Raw genomic sequence first — 20,470 nt, 5'->3', positions numbered from 1 at the left:
GACGCCACGCTAGACATCACCGCAGCGCCCGGGAAGGGCCTCGGGGCGACGGCTGCGTGAACAACCGGTCCGCCGTCGGTGCGGGGCACCGCCGGGACTACTCGCCGTCGGCGGGGATGGCGGCCCGGCCGCTCGGGGAGTAGAGGAAGGGCGCGCCGGTGAGGGCAGGTCTCGAGGCGCCCCCGCCCGCGAGGACGAAGACCGAGGCCGTGGTGGCCGGGGTGTTCTTCTTGCCGGAGAAGATGCGCATCACGGTGGACTCTCCGGACGAGAAGGCGGGGATGAACCCGGAGTCGCTCTGGCCCCAGACCTCCAGCGTCGGGTAGGCGTCTCGGATCCACAGGGAACCCAACAGCTCCTGGTGCGTGACCGCCACGGTGGCGTCGCCGTCGGGCGAGCAGGACGCCCACAACGTCACCGTGTTCCTGGCGTTCCCTGGTGTGTAGGACGCCTGGTAGGTGCCGTCGGCCTGGAAGACGCCGTCGGACTCGGTCACGACGGGATCGTCGGCCGCGGCCGGGACGGCCGTCAGCCCGAGGGCGACGAGGCAGGCGGCGGTCACGGCGACGAGGCGTCGGCGGATCGACATGAGGAATCCTCTCCGGAGCGGGACGCAACGGGTCCTACCCTGGTCCGGGTCCCGAGCGCTCGCCGCCGGAGCGCGGGGTGAAGTTTCGGCGCCTCAGGGCCGCCGTGCCTGGACGAACACCACCGAGTCGCCCAGCAGCGGCATCCGCTCCAGCTCCCGGGCGTCCTCCAGCCCGGCCGCCGTGAGCAGCTTCTCGATGCCGCCGTCGGCGTTGTCGGCGTCGTAGGCCGTGCTGCCGGGACCGTGCCCGGGCTGGTGCCCCTCGCCGCCGTGGCGGTGCCCGCGCCCGTGACCGGCGGCGTGGGCGCCGGCGTGGTCGCCGGCGAAGTCCGCGATCGTCACGCGTCCGCCCGGCCGCAGCACCCGCACCAGCTCGGCGGCGAGCTGCTGCTTCTCCTCCGGCGGGACGTGGTGCAGCACCAGGGACGAGACGACGTGGTCCTGGCCGGCGTCCGGCACGGGCAGCCGGTGCGCGAACCCGCGGATCAACGTCACCTCGCCGGAGCGCCGACGGCGCAGCTTGCGGGCCGCGCGGCGCAGGGAGTCGCCGTCGGGGTCCAGCCCGGTGACGACGGCGTCCGGCGTGGCCTGCAGCACCTCGCGGCTCAGGTTGCCCGTGCCGCAGCCGACGTCGAGCACGTGCTGCCCCGCGGTGATCCCCGCGATCTCGATCGTGCGCCGGTAGAGGCGGTGCACGCCGCGCAGGCGGGCGGTCAAGTCGTACCAGGGCATGAGCCAGGCGCGACGCATCCCGGGCAGGAAGTCGTGGTCGGACTCCTCGGGGCGGACGTCGTCGATCAGGCGGACGGTGGCGGGCATCGGACCTCCGGTGGACTGAGGCTTCATGGTGCCCCGCCGTCCGGCTGAGGGACAGCCGGTTTGCCGTTCTGGCAACCGTGCGACGATCGCCCGAGATCCGTTCCCGTGACCGAGAGGCAGGACATCGTGCTGCGCAGCACCGACCGCATCGAGACCACCCACGCCGGCTCCCTGCCGCGCACCGCCGAGCTGCTCGCCGCCAACGCGGCCCGCGAGAACGGGGACGCCGACGGCGAGTTCGGCCCGCTGCTGCGCGACGCCGTCGCCGACGTCGTGCGCCGCCAGCAGGACGCCGGGATCTCCGTGGTCGGCGACGGCGAGTACGGCAAGTCGATGTCCTCGCCGATGGACTTCGGCGCCTGGTGGTCGTACTCGTTCCAGCGCACCGGCGGTCTCGAGCTCGACACCGACGCGCAGTGGGTGCTGGCGGACGTGCAGTCCGCGCCCGGCGACGTGCGGCTGACCGGGTTCGGCAACCGCCGCGACCAGGCGCGGTTCCGCGAGGCGTACACCGACCCGACGTCGGGCATCTTCCACGGCGAGGGGCCGGGGCAGTTCCCGAAGGTCACCGGGCCGCTGACGTACACCGGGCAGGCCGCCGTCGCGCAGGACGCCGCGAACCTGCGGGCCGCCGCCGACGCCGCCGGGGTGACCGACGCGTTCGTCACCTCGATCGCGCCCGGGTCGGCGACGCGGATCCACAACGAGTACTACGCGACGCACGAGGAGTACGCGTACGCGTGGGCCGACGTCCTGCGTGAGGAGTACCTCGCGATCGTCGACGCCGGGCTCGTCGTGCAGATCGACGACCCGGGGCTGGCCGAGTCCTGGGACCAGGTCACGCCGGAGCCGACCGTCGCCGACTACCTCGACTTCTCGCGGATCCACGTCGAGGCGCTCAACCACGCGCTGCGCGGCATCCCGCCGGAGAAGGTGCGGTACCACCTGTGCTGGGGCTCGTGGCACGGGCCGCACTCCACGGACCTGCCGATGCGCGACATCGTCGGGCTCATGCTCGACATCGACGCCGGGGCGTACTCCTTCGAGGCCGCGAACGTGCGGCACGAGCACGAGTACCGCGTCTGGGACGACGTCGAGCTGCCCGAGGGCAAGCTGATCCTGCCGGGCGTGGTCTCGCACGCGACCAACGTGCTGGAGCACCCCGAGCTCGTCGCCGAGCGCATCGAGCGGTTCGCACGGCGGGTCGGCCGGGAGAACGTGCTGGCCTCGACCGACTGCGGGCTCGGCGGGCGCGTGCACCCGCAGATCGCGTGGGCCAAGCTCGAGTCGCTGGCTGCCGGCGCGCGGATCGCCTCGGAGCGGCTCTGGGGCTGAGCTGTCTCCCGTCGGGGCTGAACTGTCTCCCGTCGGGGCTGAGCTGTCTCCCGTCGAGCGTCTCTGTTCCTCAGGAATCAGGTCTCGATTCCTGAGAAACAGAGACGCTCGATCGGACGGTGCGCGGCCGGGCCATTTCGATAGCATGTGCTATCGGAGGTGACCGCATGGAAGGCGAGGAGTCGGCCGTCGAGCGTGCGTTCGCGGACTATCTGGCAGGTCTGGGATCCCGTGCGGACGACCTGCGCGCCGAAGCGAGCCGGACGCTGGAACGCGGTGTCCGCCAGGCGCATGATCTCGGGTGGAGCCAGCGCCGGATCGCGCGGTCGTTGGGGCGCAGCCAGCCTGAGGTCAAGCGCCTCCTGGGCCGTGCGGTCGCGTCGGAGGCCGTAGCTCTCACCGAGGCGGGGGGCGGCACCGTGCTCGACGCGGTCCTTCGACAGCATCGGGACGACGTCGTCGACGCAGCGGCCAGGCGCGGAGTGCGTCACCTGCGCGTCTTCGGCTCCGTCGCTTCCGGCGAGGACGGCCCGGAATCGGGCGTGGATCTGCTGGTCGACGTCGACGACGGCGTGGGCCTGTTCGCGCTGGCCGCGTTGGAGGCCGAGCTCTCGGCCATCCTGGGCCGGCCCGTGGACATCGTCCCCGAGCGGTCGCTCCGTCCTGCGGTGCGAGCATCCGTCGTGGCGATCCCGCTGTGAGGCGCGACGACGTCGATCACGCCCTGGAGGCGCTCGAGCAGCTGATCTCGCGGTGATGTCCGTGTGTGACGACGGCGCCCGACCCTGACGGGTCGAGCGCCGTCGCCGTGAGTGTCGCCGTGCGCGCAGCCGGGCCGGGCGGCCCGGGCCTCGTGATCAGGCCGCGGTGGTGACCTCGATGCGCTGCGGGGTCGTGCCGGCGAACACGCCGGCGACGGTGACCGTCAGGACACCGGCGTCGTAGGACGCCGTCACCGCGTCGGCCTCGACGGCCCTCGGCAGCGTGACGACCCGGCGGAAGGCGCCGAAGCGCACCTCCGAGACGCGGCGGCCCTCGGACTCCTCGCCGCGCTGGTCCTTGCGCTCGCCGCGCACGACGAGCTTGCGGCCCTCGACCTCGACAGTGACGTCCTCGGCCGGGTCGATGCCCGGCAGGTCGAGGCGGGCGACGAGGTCCTCGCCCTCGCGGTACACGTCTGCGGCGGGCTTGGCGTCGGCGGGGGCTGCCGGGCGCGGGGTCCACAGGTCGCGGAACAGCGCGTCCGTCAGCGGGGTGCGGGTCAGGGTGGCAGTCATGGGTGCTCCTCTCGTGGATGGTTCCGAGGAGTACAACTTGAGTCACCCCGACTCAATTTCCGGGTTCGCCGTGGGCGGACGGCGGCGTCGGGGTCGGGTGGGCGGACGCCGGACCCGGGATTGAGCGGAGAGCTCAGTCGCGCAGCGGTGAGCCGACGACGTCGAACCGGAACCCGCCCATCTCCCCGGACAGCAGCGGCCTGGCCGCCGCGATGGACGCCTGCACGCCGGGCAACTGCAGCGAGTCGCGGTGCGCCGCGGCCGACGTCCAGATCTCGGCGACGTAGACGGTGTCGGGCTGCTCGTCGTTCACGCCGACCTCGTAGGACAGGCAGCCGGCGTCGGCGAGCTCGTCGCTGCGGGCCGTCAGGTGGGCGACCAGCTCGTCGCGCTTGCCGGGTACGGCTCCGAGGGTGCCGACGTTCACGAAGGTCATGCCGGCGACGCTAGCGACCGCCCCCGACATGTCCCGGCCGGTCCGGGCGTCAGGTCCGGACGTCGCCGTCGACGTAGAGCCACGTGCCGCCCTCGCGCACGAACCGGCTGAGCTCGTGCAGCCGGCCGCGCCCGCCGTCGTCGTCGGCGAACGTCGCGACGAACTCGACCTCGCCGGCGTCGTCGAAGGGCCCGCCCGCGCTGGTGCCGAGGATGTCCAGGCGCCGCCAGCGGCGGCCCGGGTCCAGGTCCAGCGACGCCGGGCGGGTGCGCGGGTGCCAGGTCGCGCTCAGGTAGTCGGCGTCGCCGGAGGCGAAGGCGCTGTAGCGGGACCGCATCAGCGCCTCGGCGGTCGGGGCGGTGCGCTCGCCGCGGTGCAGCGGGGCGCAGCACTCCCCGTACGGCAGGCCGGACAGGCAGGGGCAGCGGGTCGCGTCGTCCACAGGTCCATGGTCGCGTACCCGACCGAGGTCAGGCCGCGCGGTCCACGAGGACCGCGAGCTGCACCCGGTTCACCCCGAGCTTGTGGCAGGCCGTGCTGAGGTGGGTCTTCACGGTGGCCGCCCCGAGGTAGAGCTCGGCGCCGATCTGGGCGTTCGTCAGGCCCCGGGCCGCCTGGTGGGCGATCTCGCGCTCGCGGTCGGTGAGCCGTGCCAGCTCCGCGCGGGCCTCGTCCCGCCCTCGGGCGCCCGACGCCTTGCCGACCTGCTCCACGACCACCCGGGCGGCCCGTGGCGACAGGGCCCCGTCCCCGGCGGCGACGGCCTCGACGGCTGCGACCAGCTCGTCCGGGCCGGAGTCCTTGGCCAGGAACCCGGCGGCGCCGGCGTGCACGGCGTCGAGGATGGCCGACTCCGTGTCGAAGGACGTCATGGCGACCACGCCCGGCGGGTCGGGCAGCTCGACGACGGCGGCGGTGGCGCGCACACCGTCGAGGCGTGCCATGCGCAGATCCATGAGCACGACGTCGGGACGGTGCGCCCGGACGGCGGCGACCACCTCGTCCCCGTCGGTGGCCTCGCCGACGACCTCCAGGCCGCGTGCGGTGAGGATCTGTCGCAGGAACTGCCGCACCATCGTGTCGTCGTCGACGACCAGAACCCGTGTCACGGCCTCGACACTACTGGTGACCTGCGACATCGTCGGAGCAGCTCCAGCCCGGGCCGGCCGCGGGAGTGGCGCGGGAGCGGCGCGGGCACTGGACCTGCTCGGCTACGCCTCCGGCGTCGGCGACCAGGGCAGGTGGGCGCGGACCAGGAACGAGTCGTCGTCCTGGCGGCCGGCGTCGAACGTGCCGCCGAGGGCCTCGCAGCGTTCCCGCATCCCGCGCAGGCCGGAGCCGCTCCCGGGCGCCGCCGCGGGCCCGGCGGCAGGGCCGGCGGGGTTGCGTACCGAGACGTCGATGCCGTCGACCGGTCGCGCCCGGACGCTGACCGCGACGCGCGCGCCGGGGGTGTGCTTGGCCGCGTTGGTCAGCGACTCCTGCACCACGCGGTACACCGTGCGGGTCAGCGTCGGCGGCGCGGCGTCACCGTCGGTCACGAACACCGTCGCCACCAGGTCCACGCCCCGGTCCCCGGCGCTGTCGAGCAGGTCGGCCAGGTCGTCCAGGGTCCAGTCCCGACCCGCATAGTCCTCGGCGCCCTCGCGCAGGGACGTGATGAGCGTGCGCATCTCCTCCAGCGCACGGTGCGCCGAGGACCGCATCGACCGGGCCGCGTCGCCGGTCTCGGCGTCCTCCGACGACACCTCCAGGGCCGAGGCCTGCAGCGACATCAGGGAGAGCTGGTGCGCCACCGTGTCGTGCATCTCGCGGGCGATGAGGTCGCGCTCCTCCTGCCGTGAGAGCTCGGTCTGCAGCGTCTCGGACCGCGCCTGGTACGTCGCAGCCCGTCGCGACTCGGCGGTGGCGACGGAACGGGCGGCGTCGGCGTCGGCCCCGGCCCGGGTGGCGACGCGGCGCAGCAGCCCGACGCCGACGGCGAGTCCCAGGGCCAGCACGCCCAGGATCAGGTATCCGAGAGGCGTCATGTAGGAGGTCGCGCCGCCGTCCTCCGCGGTCGCGGAGAAGATGACGTTCTCGCCCTCGCGAGCGGCGTCGCGCCAGAACGTCGCGATCAGCGCCAGCGTCGTCGCGCCACCGCACAGCAGGCTGCGTCGCAGGTCGGTGCGCGCCACCACCCAGGGCAGGGCGAGGAGCGGGGCGACGGCGCCGAGCGGGCTGACGATCCCGACCGCGGCGGTCGCCAGGCACACCGCGACCGGGTGCGTGGTGCGCCACCACACGGCTGCTGCCACCCCGGCCGCGACGACGAACCAGAGCAGGAAGACGGCGACCTGGGTGTTGGTGAGCTCGGCCGGTGCCGCGAAGGCTGCGCCCGTGACGGCGCAGAACCAGGTGACCGCCACGGCGCCGATCGACCCCCACCGGCTCGCCGTGCGACGCCCCTGGCCGGGCGGCCTCGGGGTCGGTCCGGCGGGCGGGGAACCGGGGGAGGGCGCGTGCGGCATCGGACCCGGGTACGGCGTCGGGCCGGGGTACGGCGACGGCGGGTAGGGCGACGGCGCAGCCCCACCGGCGTACGAGGCCGGGGAGGGCGCCGCGGACGAGCCGGCGTACGGATCGGGCGCGGCGGCTCCCTCGTGGGAGCCGGGGTAGCCCGGCACAGGGCCGCTCGGACCACTGGCAGGGCCCGGCGGCGGCCCTCCCGGGCTGGACGACGGCGGGTACATACCGGGCAGCGTACGGCGCGCCTCCGACGCCGGTCATCACCCGATCGGGTCGGCAGCGCGGCCCGAGGTTCCCCCGTTCGGGTCGGTGGGTCGAGCCGCCCGGGGGATCCGCCGTCGGGCACCCGGAGCCGAGGATCGATCTCGTTCGATCACCGGCTCGACGAAGGAGCGATCATGTCCGACCAGCAGCAGCACCCCGCGTGGTCTCCGCAGACCCCGCAGCAGCCCGCCCCGCAGGGCCAGGTCCCGCAGCAGCCCGTTCCTCCGGGCGGGTCCGGAGCGCCGCAGGCTCCCGAGCCGGGGCCGCAGAAGAGCTGGTTCGCGCGCCACAAGGTCCTCACCGGCCTCGGCGTGCTCGTCGGGATCGCCGTCGTCGGCGCCGCGTTCGGCGGTGGCGGCGACGAGGCGCCGGCGGACGCGGGCACGACGGCGGAGGTCGCCTCCGAGGACGCCGCGACGACCGAGGACTCCGGTCAGGACGCCGGGACCGACGACGGCGCGGCCGCGGACGGTCAGGACGCGGCCGATGCCGAGGAGCAGGCGGAGGAGCCCGCCACCGACGCCGCGGACCTGCCGGGGCTCGGCGACGCCGCGCGCGACGGCAAGTTCGAGTTCACGGTGACCGAGCTCGAGGACGGCGTGGCGCAGATCGGGAACGAGTACCTCAACACCGAGGCCCAGGGGCAGTTCGTGCTCGTCCACATGGCGGTGGAGAACATCGGCGACGAGGCGCAGTACTTCGACGGCAGCAGCCAGAAGCTCGTCGACACCGAGGGTCGCACGCACTCGGCGGACTCCGAGGCGGCGATCTACCTCGACGACTCGAACAGCTTCCTCAACGAGATCAACCCGGGTAACACCGTGGACGGCGTCGTCGTCTTCGACGTGCCGACGGACGCGACGCCCGCCACGCTCGAGCTGCACGACTCGGCGTTCTCCGGCGGTGTCGAGGTCTCGCTGCAGTGAGACCGGACGTCCGGGGCGGGCCGTCGCGGTTGCGGCCCGCCTCCGGTGTCGGGTAGACATCTGCCCAGGTCAACGAGTGATCGGCGACACGTCCTCCGCGTGCCGATCCGGCAACCGCGCTCCTCGCGCACGGTGCCTCAGGAGGAAGACCGGCCTCGCGCCGACCGGCGCGGGGAAGAGCGGGGTCGCCGACGGCCTCCGGGCTCGTTCGCGCGTCCGGGTGGCTGTCGGCCGGCTCCCCGGACGAAGGAGCAGAGATGTTTCCCGAGCTCGACGAGCAGGTCCTCGCCCGGCTGCCCTGGGAGATCCACGAGCAGCACAGGAACTCGTACCACCTGGCGATGTTGAGCTGTGCGGTGCGCGACCAGGCCGGGCGCGGGCTGCGGTGGGTGGACCGGCACCGCCTGGCGTCGTGGCGTGGGAGTCTGCGGGAGGTCAACGCGGTCGTCGTCTACGACTGGAAGACGCCCGACGGCTTCTACGTCGTCCCCAGGCTTGAGGGCGACGGCGACCTCACGCGCCCGCCGATGGTGGGGGAGGCCGCGTGACCGCCGGGGCCGCCGGTGCGCAGCCCCTACGCGTCCCGCGAGAGCGTGCCGGTGGCGACGTCGACGCGGTAGTGCTCGTCGTCGTCCCCGAGGTCGACCTCGACCTCCCAGTAGGCGAGGCCGTCGTCCTCCTCGAGCTCGGCCTTGTCCAGGACGCCGCCCGAGGACTCGACGACGCGGACGATCGCCTCGCTCAGGCTGACCTGCGCGCGTCCGAGGGCCTCGCGGTCGTCGTCGCCGAGGTCGTCGCGCTTCGTGTCGGTCGTCGCGATGCCGGTGTCGTCCGCCTCGGCCTTCACCTTCAGGCGATCGTCGCCCTGCGTGAGCTCCAGCTTCCAGCGCGTGCCGTCGTCGTCGCCCTCGACCTTGAAGGCGCCCGCGCCGAAAGTCGCCTCCATCGCGGCGATGGTCTGCAGGGCGCGGTCGGTGTGCGGGTCGAACGACGGGTAGGTGGGGGTGTCGGCCGGCTCGGGCTCCTGGGCCCGCGGGCTCGGGGTGTCCGACGGCGACGGGCTGGGGCCCGCCGACGGCTCGGTCGGCGTGCTGCTCGGTGCGGGCGACGTCTCCGCGGGGGAGGCAGCCGGCGTGGCGGCGTCCGGAGCGGGCGCCACGTCGGCGGAGCAGGCTGCGAGGGCGAGGCCCGCCGCGACGACGACGGCACCGGTGCGGGCCGCGCGTCGGGCCGGGGCGAGGCGGTGGGCAGGGCAGGACGGCATGGCGGCCATTGTGGCGGAGATGGACGGGAGCGGGACATGTGCTCGCTGTAAGACCCGGGGAGGGTGAAATCAGGTGAATCGTCACACCAACTCTTGGAACGTCCGTGACCTGAAACGATTCGTCAGGTACCAAAGGAGCATGCCCCGCACGCACCCCTCGACGCCCGACTTCCCGGACGACGGCGGAGCCGAGCGAGCGGTCTGGGAGGCGCTGCGCGCGGAGCTCCCGGACGACGTCGTGGTCTGCCACGGTGTGAACCTGCAGGAGTACGACCAGGAGTACGAGATCGACCTCCTCGTCGCCTGGCCCGGCGTCGGCATCGCCGTCATCGAGGTCAAGGGCGGGTACATCGAGCGGTCCGGCGGGTCCTGGTACCAGGGCAGCGGCGACGCGCGGCACCGCATCCAGCCGGTCCGGCAGGTGCAGAGCGCCCGCCACGTGCTGCAGGCGCTGCTGCGCGAGCGGGGCGAGCCGGCGTCGTCGTCGCGCACCGCGCACCTCGTGGCGTTCCCGCACCGCTACGTCTCGGGCGGGTGGGACTCGTTCGACCTGCCGCGGGACATGGTGATCGGGCGCGACGACCTCGAGAGCCCCGGCGGGGTGGCGGAACGCGTCAAGCACGCGATCGAGCGGCACGGCCAGGGGTACGCCCCGCTGGACGAGGACGCGCTGGACGGACTCGTCGCCTGCGTGGCCGGCGGGTTCCCCAGCCAGTCGGAGCACCTGACGCGCGCGCTGGAGCACGAGACCCGGCTCGAGCAGATGACCCGTGACCAGGTGCAGATCCTGCGGGCCCTCTCGCAGGTGCGGCGGATGCGGGTGGTCGGCGGCGCCGGCTCGGGCAAGACCTACCTGGCGCTGGAGCAGGCCCGACGGCGGACCCGGGCGGGGGAGCGGGTGGCGCTGCTGTGCTACTCGCGGGGCCTCGGCCGCTACTTCCAGCGGATCACCGCGACCTGGCCCCGCCGCGACCAGCCCGCCTACGTCGGCCTCTTCCACGAGCTGCCGGTCTCCTGGGGCGCGGTCGGCGGGCGCGACGACGACCCCGACTACTGGGAGCGGCACCTGCCGACCGAGCTGGGGCGCCTCGCGGCGCTGCGCGGACCGGACGAGCTGTTCGACGCCGTCGTCGTCGACGAGGCGCAGGACTTCGGCGACCTGTGGTGGCCCTCCCTGCTGCGGTGCCTGCGGGACGCCGACACCGGCGGGGTGTACGTGTTCCTCGACGACGCGCAGCGGGTCTTTCCGCGCGACGGCCAGGTGCCGCTGGAGCTCACGCCGGTGACCCTGGACGAGAACCTGCGGTCCACCAAGCAGATCGCGCAGGTCTTCGGGGCGCTGTCCGACGACGTGGTGAAGCCCCGAGGGCTCGACGGGCCGCCCGTGCGGGTGGTCGACGTGCCCGCCGAGACCGCGGTCGAGGCGGCGGACGACGCCGTCGAGGCGCTGCTCGCCGAGGGCTGGGAGCCCGGCTCGGTCGCGCTGCTCGCGACCGGGCGGCGGCACCCCGAGCAGGTCAACGAGGTGGAGCTCGGCGGGTACGCCGAGTACTGGGACGCGTTCTTCGCCGAGCAGGACGTGTTCTACGGGCACGTCCTCGGGTTCAAGGGGCTCGAGCGATCCGTGGTGGTGCTGGCCGTCAACGGGGTGCGGGACCTCGAGCGGGCACGGGAGATGCTGTACACCGGGCTGTCGCGGGCGCGGACCCTGCTCGTCGTCGTCGGGGATCGCGAGTGGATCGAGGAGGTCGGGGCCGAGGGCGTACGGCGGCGGCTCGAGAAGGCGGAGGGGTGGTCACCGGCGGTGTGACCGAAGGGCCGAGCAGTCTCAGTGGGCGGCAGCGAACTGCTCCAACCGTCAGGCCAGGTGTTCGCGGGAGGGCCGGTGGCCCAATACGGATCGAGGTCGACCCGACGACCTGCGCACAGGACTCGACAAGATTGATCAGGCCGCCCGGTGAGGGGACACTGAATCGCCCTGGGTTTGTTGGAGGCTCGTGGCGCCTTGGCGTGATGTCGAAGCCCCGAGGACACTGGGCCCTGCTCCTTGCCCGGCAATGCTCGCGTCGGCACGCCGTCGGATCAAGCCGAGGTTCCCGACCTTGCCTGGTCCAAGTACCCGTAGATCGACTCGGCGATCTTTCGGCCCAGCGGGATGGGAACGGCGTTGCCGATCTGCTTCGCGATGTCGAGCCTGCTTCCGCACCACTTGAACGAGGCTGGGAAGCCTTGAAGCTTGGCGGCCTCGAGATGGGTGATCGGGCGGTCCTCCGTGGGGTGCAGGTAGCGGCCCTTCTCGGGCTTGAAGAACTCGGTGCGGATCGTCACGGACGGGGTGCCCATGCGTGCCCGGCCCATGACGTCGCCCGATCCTGTGTCGTGGGCATCCCAGGACGGCGTGGAGAGGTACTCGAGCTCCGCCTTGCGCTCGCTCCCCCCGGTACGGACAGCGACGACGAAGCGCTCGGACTTGCTGCGTCCAGAGGGTCCGCCAGCCGCCGGCTCGCCCTTCTCCAGGAGGCGGACCGTCAGAGGGACGAGCGTCACGCTGCCACTTGCGACGACGCGGTACGAACCGTCGACCACCAGATGGCCGCTGGCGTCGCGATACTCACCGGATCTTTCGATGATGACTTCCTCGCCGCCGTCGAAACGGCAGGAGTACCTGCCGCGCAGATCTTTCCGGTTTCCTCCCGCAGGGATCGCTCGGTATCGCGCGAGCGAGAGCGGCTCAGGGTTGCGCCCGATGTGGAGTTCCCGGGCAGTGAACGGTCCCCGATGCATACCCTCGACGCCGGGGACTGGTCGCGGCCCACGATCCGGCAGGTCTGAGCGCAGAGCGAGCTTGGCCGTCTGTCGGAAGAGCGGGTCGACGCTCAGCCACCGTTTCCTGCCGTCTGCTCCGTCCTTCGAGTGTGTGGGTTCGGGATAGCGCAACAGATCTCGCTCGAGGTCGACGTCGATGCGGCGGCCGATGACGATCGCGCGCCGTCGGGCCTGTGGGGCACCGAAGTCGGCAGCGTTCAGCAGGTAGTGGCGTTCCCGCGCCCAGCCCGTCGGCCCGTCCTCGGCCGCCAACGGGTCGACGAGTTCGTAGTTCGTCAGGTCGGCACCCCCGATACGCTGCTTCAGGTCCTGGAACTCGACAGACCGGAGGAATCGGTCGACGTTCTCGATAACGAAGACCTTCGGCTGGAGGGCAACGACCACCTTGATGAACTCTTGCCAGAGCTGGTTCCGCTCGGCGCGGACCTTCTCGCGGTTGAGGCCCGAGAATCCCTGGCAAGGCGGGCCGCCCACCACCACGTCCACCTCGCCGGGGCCCCATGGCGGCGTCCACTCCCTGATGTCTGCACGCGCAATGATCGGCGGCTCCAGACCTCGTGAACGAGCCGCGGTGCCGCCGAAGTTCAGGGCGTACGTCGCGGCGGCGGACTCGTCCCACTCAACAGCACCCACGGTGTGGAACGCCGGCCGCGCACAGCCCTCCGGCTGGTACTGGTGGAACCCCTCCGTAAGGCCACCGCAGCCAGCAAACAGGTCTAGGACCTTGATCGGTGGCACGCAGAGTGCGTCAGGGCTCATCCAACAATCCTAACTGCTGCCGGCCTGATCATGACCTGCGAAAACATGCATGTGTTGGAGCGGTTTGACGCCGCCCCTGGGCAGTCGGGCTGCCCGTACTTCGGGCGGAGGTACGCGGCGAACCAGCCTGTTGAGCGGAGACCGCGACGCGCGGACAGGACCCTGCAGGGTGCGTTCAACCGCCGCTGGCGTTTGGACACGCGATCGTTTCACCCGTGTGCGGCAGGGAGTTGCCCCGAATCATAGATAGGGTCATGACCGCACGAAGCCGTATGAAAGGTGTTAATGGTGACTGCGCCCGACCCGATGTACACCGCGTTCCTGAACATGCTCGAGACGAAGACACCGGTCGAGGCGATCAAGGACCTCCAGGCGTTCGGAGTGCCTGCTGAGAACATCGAGAGCATCAGGCTTCGGTTCGACGCGGAGACTCAGCAGATCAAAGAACTGGACGAGCCGCGGGTGGTCGCCCTGGATGGCCGAACGTCCTGGTACACCGGTCCGCGGGCGAACGACCGCTACTGGCCGGCCGTCGAGAAGCTGCTCAAGGCGGACGGTTGGACCGATGGCCTTGACGTCCTGGACGACTCATCGACTCGCGTGGTCTCGCTCTTGAATCACCCCAAGGAGAAGACTTTCCGGTCCCGCGGCCTCGTCGTCGGACACGTTCAGTCAGGAAAGACGACGAACTTCACCGCCGTCATTGCGAAGGCGGCTGACCGTGGCTACAAGTTCGTGATCGTGCTCTCGGGCATTCACAACGGGCTCCGACGTCAGACGCAGCGCCGGCTGGAGCAGCAGCTCGTCGAGCCCAACCCGGGGTACTGGCACCCCCTCACGACGCTCGACCAGGACTTTGTGCCCACGGGCAACCCCGCCGGGTTCTTCGGACCGAGCTCGAAGAACGTCGTGCTCTGTGTGGTCAAGAAGAACGCAACGAGGCTGCGCAAGCTCGCTGCCTGGCTGGCGAAGGCATCGAAGCACCTCGAGGACACCCCGACGCTGATCATCGACGATGAGGCGGACCAGGCGACCGTCGCGACGAAGACGATCAACCCTCTGATCCGCGAGATCATGAACGGGCTGCCTCGCAGCGTCTACATCGGCTACACCGCGACGCCTTTCGCCAACCTGCTGATCGACCCTTCGGCCGCGGACCTGTACCCGAGAGACTTTGTCGTCAGCCTCAAGAAGCCCGACGGACACTTCGGTACCGAGGTCATCTTCGGACGGGACGCCGTTGACGGTGAAGAGGCCGATGACGTCTGGGACGGCTACGACATGGTCCGCACCGTCGAGGACGGCGACGTGCCGCTGCTCCGGCCGATGAGACGCGTCGACGTCGACGGCTTCGCTCCCACGATGGTGCCATCGCTCCGTGACGCAGTGCGCTACTTCCTCATCTCCACTGCGGCACGACGTGTTCGCGGTGGCGGTAACCCCCACAGCACGATGCTCATCCACACGAGCGTCAACACGGCCGTCCACCTGAGCTACCGCCAGCCGCTCCTCGACCTCCTCGCCGAGACGAGCGCGGGCCTCAGCGAACCGTCTTTCGTTGAGGAACTGCGGCACACTTGGGAGTCCGAGTGCGAAGCTGTCGAGGCGGCAGAGTTCGGGGAGAAGCCGGTGCCCTTCGACGCACTCTTCGACCACCTCCCCGCGGTGCTCAAGTCCTGCCGCGTGATCATGGACAACTCGAGCAGCGAGAACCGCCTCGACTACGAGAGCGGTCCCGTCGTGGCCATCGCAGTCGGTGGCAACACCCTGTCCCGCGGCCTGACCCTCGAAGGGCTCTCTGTCAGCTTCTTCGTTCGCGCTGTCTCGGCGTACGACACTCTCCTCCAGATGGGCCGGTGGTTCGGCTTCCGTAACGGCTACGCCGACCTTCCCCGCATCTGGATGACTGCAGAGCTCGAGTCCTGGTTCCGGCACCTCGCCGTGGTCGAGCACGAGATGCGTGCCGACATCGACCGCTACATGACCGAGAACCTGACCCCGACGGAGTTTGCGGTCCGTATCCAGACTCATCCCGCACTACTCGTCACCGCCGCGGCGAAGATGAAGGACGCGGTGCCAGCCTCGGCCTCCTACGGAGGTCAACGTCTCCAGACCCACTACTTCCACACCGACACCGACTGGCTTGGCGAGAACATCAAGGCCGCGCGTGCGCTCGTGAGCGCAGCCGAGGCCGAGGCGGACGATCACCGGGTGGAAGGTGCCCAGCATGTCTTCACCTCCGTTCCGCACACGGCGGTTTTGAACTTCCTCAGCAAGTACGGCTTCCACAAGAAGTGGGCGATTGCCAACTCGCAGCTGCTCTCGGACTACATCAGCAAGAGGGTCCAGGACGGGGAACTGAAGCGCTGGAACGTGGCAGTTATTGGCAACACGCCGACGGGTGCCAACGACTTCAGCTTCTCGGATGGCGTCACCGTTGGTCTGGTCGCTCGTGCCCGCCTCGACAACACCGAAGCGCACGTGGTCGACATCAAGACGCTGATGAGCCGCAAGGACGCCGCCGTCGACCTCCCGGGGAACTACGGGCGGGCAACTGAGCACGACATCTTCCTGGCCCGCGCCACTTTCGCTCCTGACACCCCGCTGCTGGTCCTCTACGCGATCGACAAGGACTCGAAGCCTGGGACCAAGAAGTCTGAGAAGAGCCGAAAGCCGCTCGGTGCCGAAGAGCATGTCATCGGGGTCGGCATCGTCTTCCCATCCGCCGTCGGAGCAGACGCGAAGGCGAACGGCTATGTCCAGGCTGACCTCTCCGGGGTCGGCGAGCTGGAGGAAGAGGACCTCAGCATCCTGGAGGCCGACGAGTGACCAGGGAAGCATCGAACCCCTTCGACATCGCATGGGCACGGCTCACCGACGAGCCACCGTCGACGGAGACCCGGCTGCGGGCGCTCGAGCTCGACCACTCGACACCATGGGGCAAAGTGACGCTGGCCATTGACAGTGACGATGTCCGGCACCTGCTGGTTCCGGTGCTGTCCACCACACGGTTTCGCGCAGGCCTGGATGGTCCCGGCCTTACGTTGCGCAAGCGCTTCCTCGAGGACGCCAGCAGTCGAACGACGTACGCGGACCTCTCGTGCCCGCGCCCCGAGCTTGCGTACCTGTTCGACGAGCTCTGCACCGACGTCCTGCGCACGCTCCCGGGCCGTGAGAAGCAGCCGCTCAAGGCTGTGTACCAGGTGATCGACCGGTGGCAAGCGCTCTTCGAGCGCCCCGCTGGACGGATGGAGCGACAGGTGGCTTCCGGACTGTTCGCCGAGCTCCTCGTGCTCCGGCGCCTTCTGCAGACCGATGCCAGCGCGCACCGGACCTGGACCGGGCCGACCGGACGGCACCACGACTTCTCCGGCGGTGCGATCGACATCGAGGTCAAGGCGACTACTCTCGCGGCCGGCTATGTGACCGAGATCCATGGTCTCGAGCAGCTCGAGCCTGCTCCTGCCTCGACTCTGCTGCTCGCGTGGTTCCGTCTGGTCGCTGAGGTCGAAGAGGGACGGGGTGTGAGTCTTCAGGTGCTCGCCGAGGAGTGCCTGGAACTCGCCGACGACGAGCAGGCGATGCGTAGTCGACTTGCACAGGTCGGCTACCTGCCGGGGGTCGTCCGCGAGAACGACGTGCGCGCGTTCACGACCTCCGAGGAACGCTGGTATCTCGTCGACGAGACCTTCCCCCGGATGACGCGCGCACAGCTCGGCGCGGCGGGTGTGGACGAGCGCGTCAAGGACGCCAACTACACTATCGACCTTGTCGCGGAGGTGCCGGGCAACGAGGAAGAGGTCGCCATGCACTTGAGCGGCTGGAGCGCGCAAGCATGACCACGCCCCCTCGATGGGTGTCCCAGCCGTTCCGTGCGGAGGGAGCACCTGTCGCCGAAGGCATTCGGAGTCAGCTCGGCCGGCCTCAGCTCGACCTGCTGACCGTCCTCGTACGCGAGGCGGCACAGAATAGCTGGGACGGGCGCTCGGAGACCGGGGAAGACGTCCGCTTCGGGCTGGACCTGTACACGGTCAGCCCTGCCCACGCCCCAGTGTGGCGTAGCAGCCTCACCGAGGGAAGTCCGCAGAACTCTGAGCACTTTCCCCTCCGGAGGTCTCTGAAGGAGGGCACGTCGATCCGTGTGCTTGCGGTCTCCGACCGCGGGACCAAGGGACTGGGTGGACCGACCCGAGCAGATGTGGTGAAAAGCGGACGACGGGACTTCGTGACGTTCGTCCGCAACGTCGGAGAGGCCCGCGACGCCGAGCTCGGTGGCGGGACCTACGGGTTCGGCAAGGGCATCTTCTTCATGCTCTCTAAGCCCCGCGCGATCCTGATCCATACCCGAACCGAGCACGAAGGCCACCTCCAAACTCGGCTCATCGGTTCCGTCCTTGCCCACAGCTATGTTGCCGCTGGGGCGGAAGGCGAAGCGCGGTTCACCGGGCGGCACTGGTGGGGAACAGAGTCTGACGACGTCGTCGAGCCCCTGCTTGACACCGAGGCTGACGAGTTCGCCGCGCGGCTCGGCCTGATGCCGTTCGGGTCGGGCGAGACGGGAACCACGATCTACGTCATCGACCCGGAGATCGACGACAACTTCGAGGATCAGGAAGAGGTCGGTCGCTACCTCGCCGAGACCATTGCGTGGCAACTCTGGCCCAAGATTCTCGAACGTCCCGACGGACTCGCAAGGATGCGCTTCCACGTCAACGTTGACGGCGTCTCCTACACGGTCCCCGATCCCGAGACGACGACTCCGATCAGTCTGTTCGTGACGGCATTCCGTCAGCTCGACAGCGGCGAGGCCCGATCGGTCGAGCATCGGACGCGCAGCCAGCGGCTCGGCCAACTCGGAGTCACCAAGACTGTGCTCCCGCCGTGGGATCACTCGAAGGCCGCAGCCAGCGCCGGGTTCGAGAGGAACTTGGTGCACCACGTCTGCCTCATGCGGGCTCCTGAGCTTGTCGTCAACTATCTCGCGGGACCGGAACCGTCCTCCGAGTACCAGGGCTATGCTGGCGTGTTTCGTGCGGACACGTCACTCGATGGGGTGTTCGCCAAGGCGGAACCTCCGACTCACGATGCCTGGAACCCCGACAGCCTCCCGCGCGACGAGGCAACACTGGTCCGGGTCGCCTTCACACGGATCAGGGAGGCGCAGGTAGAGCTGGGCGGTCTGCGTGCCGTCGTCGACGGTGCGGGCGAGGGAGTGACGCTCGGAGCTGCCTCGAACTACTTCTCCAGGCTGATGCGCGGTTCGACCGGGTCCGGGGGCTCAGTCTCGTACAACGAGAATGACGGAGCGCGCGGCGGTGCCGCGCAGGGTACGCCCGGGGGATCAGGTGGCGCCGCGGGCGGCACCCGTTCCAGTGGAGGTGGAGCTGCTTCCCCTGCCTCCCGGTCTCGCCTACGAGTGGAGTACGTCGGCGAGCCGCAGTTGAGGAGGTTTCGGAGCGGCCGCGTGATCGTGCAGGAGTTCATAGTGCCCGCGGCTGCCGCTGTCACCCTCGAAGCCAGGCTGAAGATCGTGACCGGCATTGAGCGTGGTGGACGCGAGAACGGTGGATCGAACGTTGGTGTGATCGGCTGGGAAGGACCTGATGGCGAACTTCTTCGGTCGATCAGCCCAGAGGTCGTCAGTGACGGCGAAAGCACGTGGAAGCTCTTCGTCCAGGCTGCGCCGGACATGATGATCGACCTTGACATCCACGCCGTGGGGGTGCGCAGTTGACCCGGATTGCCCTTCCCTACCTGACGCCCGACCCCCAACTGATCGAGGCTTCGGACTGGCTGCTGACACTTCAGGGCGAAGAGGTCCCACTCCCGGAGCACCTGGACGTGTGGGACTACAACCTCGACCTGTGCGTTCGACGCCTCGTCACCGTCGACGCGGACGCGGTGCGCAAGCAGTGTGCCCTCCCGCCTGACGCGCCGCTTGCGATGAGCGTGGTCTGGCACGCCCGTGGATCGGGACTTCGTGCTCGAGCCGCGCTCGTCGAGGTTGGCGAGGCGAAGCCGGAGCTGGAGCTCGCCCTGACGATCCCGGGGTCGAGAGTCAGCGGAACGCTCGCAATCGACACACTCCTGATCCTGCCCCGAGCCGTTGCGCACCTGGACCCGATCGCCCCTCGTCGGGCGGGGTCGGTGCTCTGGAGGAGTCGGTCAACACTCCGATTGCAGGGCGACGGGTCGCAGTTCCCGATCGCCCTCGCGGACTTCACTCAGTCATCTCTACCAAGCGCTGCTGGATGGCACCTCGAGATCGACGGTCCGCTGGACGCCGCGGCGATGGGTTCGATCCTCTTGCTCGTGAACAGCCGGCACAAGGTTGTTGCGAGGGCGTTCGCGAGCGCTGGAAAGCCCCGACCGACTGACAAGCTAGTTCTGTCCGCTGTGTACAGCGACGTGGCCCGCACTCTCGTCGAGCACGCGCTCACCCGAGACGACTTCGTCGACGAAACCGAGTTCGCCGATGAGTCCCTTGGGGCCCTGCTTCGGGACGTGTTCGCTCAGATGTTCAGCGGACGTTCGATCCGTGACGTTCGACTGCGGGCCAAGGACAGCCCGACGTTCGTCGCCACCGAGGTTCAGGCTTCCGCAGGGATCTTCGGAGGAGTGGCGTGAACTACCTCTACCCACGCCTGCTCACGAGCCGCGCGCGCAGGCTTTTCGCGGAACTCCAGTCCGAGAGTGCTTCAGACACGCTCGCCCGGCGCAGCAGCACCAGTGACGAGGGCGCTGTGTACCTTGCCACTGGTGGCGCCCGGGTGCCCAGCGAGCATCTCGTCGCGGTCCAGGCCGCCGTGCGCCAGATCGCAGTCACGCACGGCTTTCCTGACGATCCCAGCGCCGCGCAGAAGACCGCGTTTGACGCCGCCGTCGCTGCGTACCTGCACTCAGCGGCGGGGCTCTCCCCCGCTGAAGCAGGAAGTCGTGAGGTCTGGGCGTTCTTCGCCCTCGTGTTGCTACCTGACATCGCCGCGTGGAGGTTCGACGTAGCGCAGGAGGACCGCTTCGTCGCAACTGACATCACGCGCCATGTGTTCGGGCGTCTCTGGTGGCGTGCCGAGCTGTTGCTCGACAGCAACAGCGTCCAGCCCTATGCCGCGATCAGCGTGCTCGGTGAGGCCGACTTCGACCAGATCTTTGCGAGACGTGAGGTACTCGGGCAGAACCCTGCGACCGTCAGGCAGCTCGTCCTGGTCCTCGCTGAGCTTCGTGAGGATGCAGCCGAAAGTGGCGTCCCCTCTCGCACATTCATCCGTGAGACGCTCAAGGAGCTCATCAAGCTATCCCCCTTCCTTTCGCTTCAGTCACTTGATGAGGTGGAGTTGGGTGCCGAGATTCGCGAGACTGCAAGGGCGGCGATCGAGGTAGCGCGGACGCGACCGGACGCGGGCGACGGAGCTCGTTAGCCGCGCTGCCTACGACGAACGAATGACGGTTGTCGGCCCTCATCCCGGG

General features: G+C 70.0%; 19 protein-coding genes and 1 riboswitch. Of the genes, 10 read left to right on the top strand and 9 right to left on the bottom strand.

Annotation, left to right across the window (positions count from 1 at the left end; all coding sequences use genetic code 11):
- Window positions 1-97 precede the first annotated feature (97 nt).
- Together V5O49_RS15150 and V5O49_RS15145 are read right to left on the bottom strand one after the other, a co-directional pair.
- A complete protein-coding gene (locus V5O49_RS15150) occupies window positions 98-589 on the bottom strand; it encodes a hypothetical protein (RefSeq protein WP_332902938.1) in 492 nt (163 codons plus the stop codon).
- Between the two features lie 93 nt (window positions 590-682).
- The gene (locus V5O49_RS15145) at window positions 683-1,408 is read right to left on the bottom strand and encodes a class I SAM-dependent methyltransferase (RefSeq protein WP_332902937.1); all 726 of its coding nucleotides are present in this window, start codon (window positions 1,406-1,408) and stop codon (window positions 683-685) included.
- A 126-nt stretch (window positions 1,409-1,534) separates the two neighbouring features.
- Between V5O49_RS15145 and V5O49_RS15140 the strand changes: the two genes are divergently transcribed.
- Window positions 1,535-2,743 (top strand): cobalamin-independent methionine synthase II family protein, encoded by a 1,209-nt coding sequence (locus tag V5O49_RS15140; RefSeq protein ID WP_332902970.1) that lies wholly within the window; start codon window positions 1,535-1,537, stop codon window positions 2,741-2,743.
- Between the two features lie 167 nt (window positions 2,744-2,910).
- Window positions 2,911-3,444 (top strand): nucleotidyltransferase family protein, encoded by a 534-nt coding sequence (locus V5O49_RS15135; RefSeq protein ID WP_332902936.1) that lies wholly within the window; start codon window positions 2,911-2,913, stop codon window positions 3,442-3,444.
- Between the two features lie 156 nt (window positions 3,445-3,600).
- On the opposite strand, the gene V5O49_RS15130 is transcribed toward V5O49_RS15135, so the two are convergent.
- From V5O49_RS15130 to V5O49_RS15110, 5 genes are all read right to left on the bottom strand, one after another.
- Window positions 3,601-4,020, bottom strand: a complete 420-nt coding sequence (locus V5O49_RS15130; protein WP_332902935.1) for an Hsp20/alpha crystallin family protein — start codon at window positions 4,018-4,020, stop codon at window positions 3,601-3,603.
- Between the two features lie 133 nt (window positions 4,021-4,153).
- Complete coding sequence (locus tag V5O49_RS15125; protein WP_332902934.1) at window positions 4,154-4,456, bottom strand: putative quinol monooxygenase; 303 nt, start codon at window positions 4,454-4,456, stop codon at window positions 4,154-4,156.
- 49 nt (window positions 4,457-4,505) lie between these two features.
- On the bottom strand, window positions 4,506-4,898 hold the full coding sequence (locus V5O49_RS15120; protein WP_332902933.1) for a YchJ family protein: 393 nt from the start codon (window positions 4,896-4,898) through the stop codon (window positions 4,506-4,508).
- Between the two features lie 28 nt (window positions 4,899-4,926).
- Window positions 4,927-5,565 (bottom strand): response regulator transcription factor, encoded by a 639-nt coding sequence (locus V5O49_RS15115; RefSeq protein WP_278236055.1) that lies wholly within the window; start codon window positions 5,563-5,565, stop codon window positions 4,927-4,929.
- 102 nt (window positions 5,566-5,667) lie between these two features.
- Window positions 5,668-6,864: a sensor histidine kinase gene (locus tag V5O49_RS15110; protein WP_332902932.1), complete on the bottom strand. Its 1,197-nt coding sequence runs from the start codon at window positions 6,862-6,864 to the stop codon at window positions 5,668-5,670.
- A gap of 498 nt (window positions 6,865-7,362) precedes the next feature.
- Between V5O49_RS15110 and V5O49_RS15105 the strand changes: the two genes are divergently transcribed.
- Both V5O49_RS15105 and V5O49_RS15100 read left to right on the top strand, forming a co-directional pair.
- Window positions 7,363-8,154, top strand: a complete 792-nt coding sequence (locus tag V5O49_RS15105; RefSeq protein ID WP_332902931.1) for a DUF4352 domain-containing protein — start codon at window positions 7,363-7,365, stop codon at window positions 8,152-8,154.
- Window positions 8,155-8,221: 67 nt separating this feature from the next.
- A riboswitch (SAM riboswitch) is annotated at window positions 8,222-8,340 on the top strand.
- Window positions 8,341-8,411: 71 nt separating this feature from the next.
- A complete protein-coding gene (locus V5O49_RS15100) occupies window positions 8,412-8,702 on the top strand; it encodes a hypothetical protein (RefSeq protein WP_332902930.1) in 291 nt (96 codons plus the stop codon).
- 26 nt (window positions 8,703-8,728) lie between these two features.
- On the opposite strand, the gene V5O49_RS15095 is transcribed toward V5O49_RS15100, so the two are convergent.
- Entirely contained in the window at window positions 8,729-9,418 is a 690-nt protein-coding gene (locus V5O49_RS15095) for a PepSY domain-containing protein (protein WP_332902929.1), read from the bottom strand.
- 139 nt (window positions 9,419-9,557) lie between these two features.
- On the opposite strand from V5O49_RS15095, the gene V5O49_RS15090 reads away from it, so the two are divergent.
- On the top strand, window positions 9,558-11,228 hold the full coding sequence (locus V5O49_RS15090; protein ID WP_332902928.1) for a nuclease-related domain-containing DEAD/DEAH box helicase: 1,671 nt from the start codon (window positions 9,558-9,560) through the stop codon (window positions 11,226-11,228).
- Window positions 11,229-11,500: 272 nt separating this feature from the next.
- Here V5O49_RS15090 and V5O49_RS15085 read toward each other — a convergent pair whose 3' ends face one another.
- Complete coding sequence (locus tag V5O49_RS15085) at window positions 11,501-13,003, bottom strand: DNA cytosine methyltransferase (RefSeq protein WP_332902927.1); 1,503 nt, start codon at window positions 13,001-13,003, stop codon at window positions 11,501-11,503.
- Window positions 13,004-13,291: 288 nt separating this feature from the next.
- On the opposite strand from V5O49_RS15085, the gene V5O49_RS15080 reads away from it, so the two are divergent.
- Genes V5O49_RS15080 through V5O49_RS15060 form a run of 5 tightly spaced genes read left to right on the top strand, consistent with a single transcriptional unit; the run spans window position 13,292 to window position 20,421 of the window.
- Window positions 13,292-15,832, top strand: coding sequence for a Z1 domain-containing protein (locus V5O49_RS15080; RefSeq protein WP_332902926.1), 2,541 nt, complete (start codon window positions 13,292-13,294; stop codon window positions 15,830-15,832).
- Window positions 15,829-16,842 (top strand): PD-(D/E)XK motif protein, encoded by a 1,014-nt coding sequence (locus tag V5O49_RS15075; RefSeq protein ID WP_332902925.1) that lies wholly within the window; start codon window positions 15,829-15,831, stop codon window positions 16,840-16,842. The genes V5O49_RS15080 and V5O49_RS15075 overlap by 4 nt, the downstream gene beginning before the upstream one ends.
- Window positions 16,843-16,859: 17 nt before the next feature.
- Window positions 16,860-18,737: a hypothetical protein gene (locus V5O49_RS15070; protein ID WP_332902924.1), complete on the top strand. Its 1,878-nt coding sequence runs from the start codon at window positions 16,860-16,862 to the stop codon at window positions 18,735-18,737.
- Window positions 18,734-19,630: a hypothetical protein gene (locus V5O49_RS15065; RefSeq protein ID WP_332902923.1), complete on the top strand. Its 897-nt coding sequence runs from the start codon at window positions 18,734-18,736 to the stop codon at window positions 19,628-19,630. Before V5O49_RS15070 ends, V5O49_RS15065 begins: the two co-directional genes overlap by 4 nt.
- Window positions 19,627-20,421 carry a DUF6339 family protein gene (locus tag V5O49_RS15060; RefSeq protein WP_332902922.1) on the top strand — a complete coding sequence of 265 codons (795 nt, stop codon included), beginning with the start codon at window positions 19,627-19,629 and terminating at the stop codon, window positions 20,419-20,421. The genes V5O49_RS15065 and V5O49_RS15060 overlap by 4 nt, the downstream gene beginning before the upstream one ends.
- The last annotated feature ends 49 nt before the right edge of the window (window positions 20,422-20,470 follow it).

Origin of the sequence: Isoptericola haloaureus (assembly GCF_036689775.1) — a bacterium.
In the GTDB taxonomy this organism is placed as follows: domain Bacteria; phylum Actinomycetota; class Actinomycetes; order Actinomycetales; family Cellulomonadaceae; genus Isoptericola; species Isoptericola haloaureus.
This window is presented reverse-complemented; position numbering and strand designations above follow the sequence as displayed.

Excerpts from the sequence above, each read along its gene's own strand:
- V5O49_RS15150 (WP_332902938.1), bottom strand. The coding sequence starts at position 589 with ATGTCGATCCGCCGACGCCTCGTCGCCGTGACCGCCGCCTGCCTCGTC.
- V5O49_RS15145 (WP_332902937.1), bottom strand. The coding sequence starts at position 1,408 with ATGCCCGCCACCGTCCGCCTGATCGACGACGTCCGCCCCGAGGAGTCC.
- V5O49_RS15135 (WP_332902936.1), top strand. The coding sequence starts at position 2,911 with ATGGAAGGCGAGGAGTCGGCCGTCGAGCGTGCGTTCGCGGACTATCTG.
- V5O49_RS15130 (WP_332902935.1), bottom strand. The coding sequence starts at position 4,020 with ATGACTGCCACCCTGACCCGCACCCCGCTGACGGACGCGCTGTTCCGC.
- V5O49_RS15125 (WP_332902934.1), bottom strand. The coding sequence starts at position 4,456 with ATGACCTTCGTGAACGTCGGCACCCTCGGAGCCGTACCCGGCAAGCGC.
- V5O49_RS15105 (WP_332902931.1), top strand. The coding sequence starts at position 7,363 with ATGTCCGACCAGCAGCAGCACCCCGCGTGGTCTCCGCAGACCCCGCAG.
- V5O49_RS15100 (WP_332902930.1), top strand. The coding sequence starts at position 8,412 with ATGTTTCCCGAGCTCGACGAGCAGGTCCTCGCCCGGCTGCCCTGGGAG.
- V5O49_RS15095 (WP_332902929.1), bottom strand. The coding sequence starts at position 9,418 with ATGCCGTCCTGCCCTGCCCACCGCCTCGCCCCGGCCCGACGCGCGGCC.
- V5O49_RS15090 (WP_332902928.1), top strand. The coding sequence starts at position 9,558 with ATGCCCCGCACGCACCCCTCGACGCCCGACTTCCCGGACGACGGCGGA.
- V5O49_RS15085 (WP_332902927.1), bottom strand. The coding sequence starts at position 13,003 with ATGAGCCCTGACGCACTCTGCGTGCCACCGATCAAGGTCCTAGACCTG.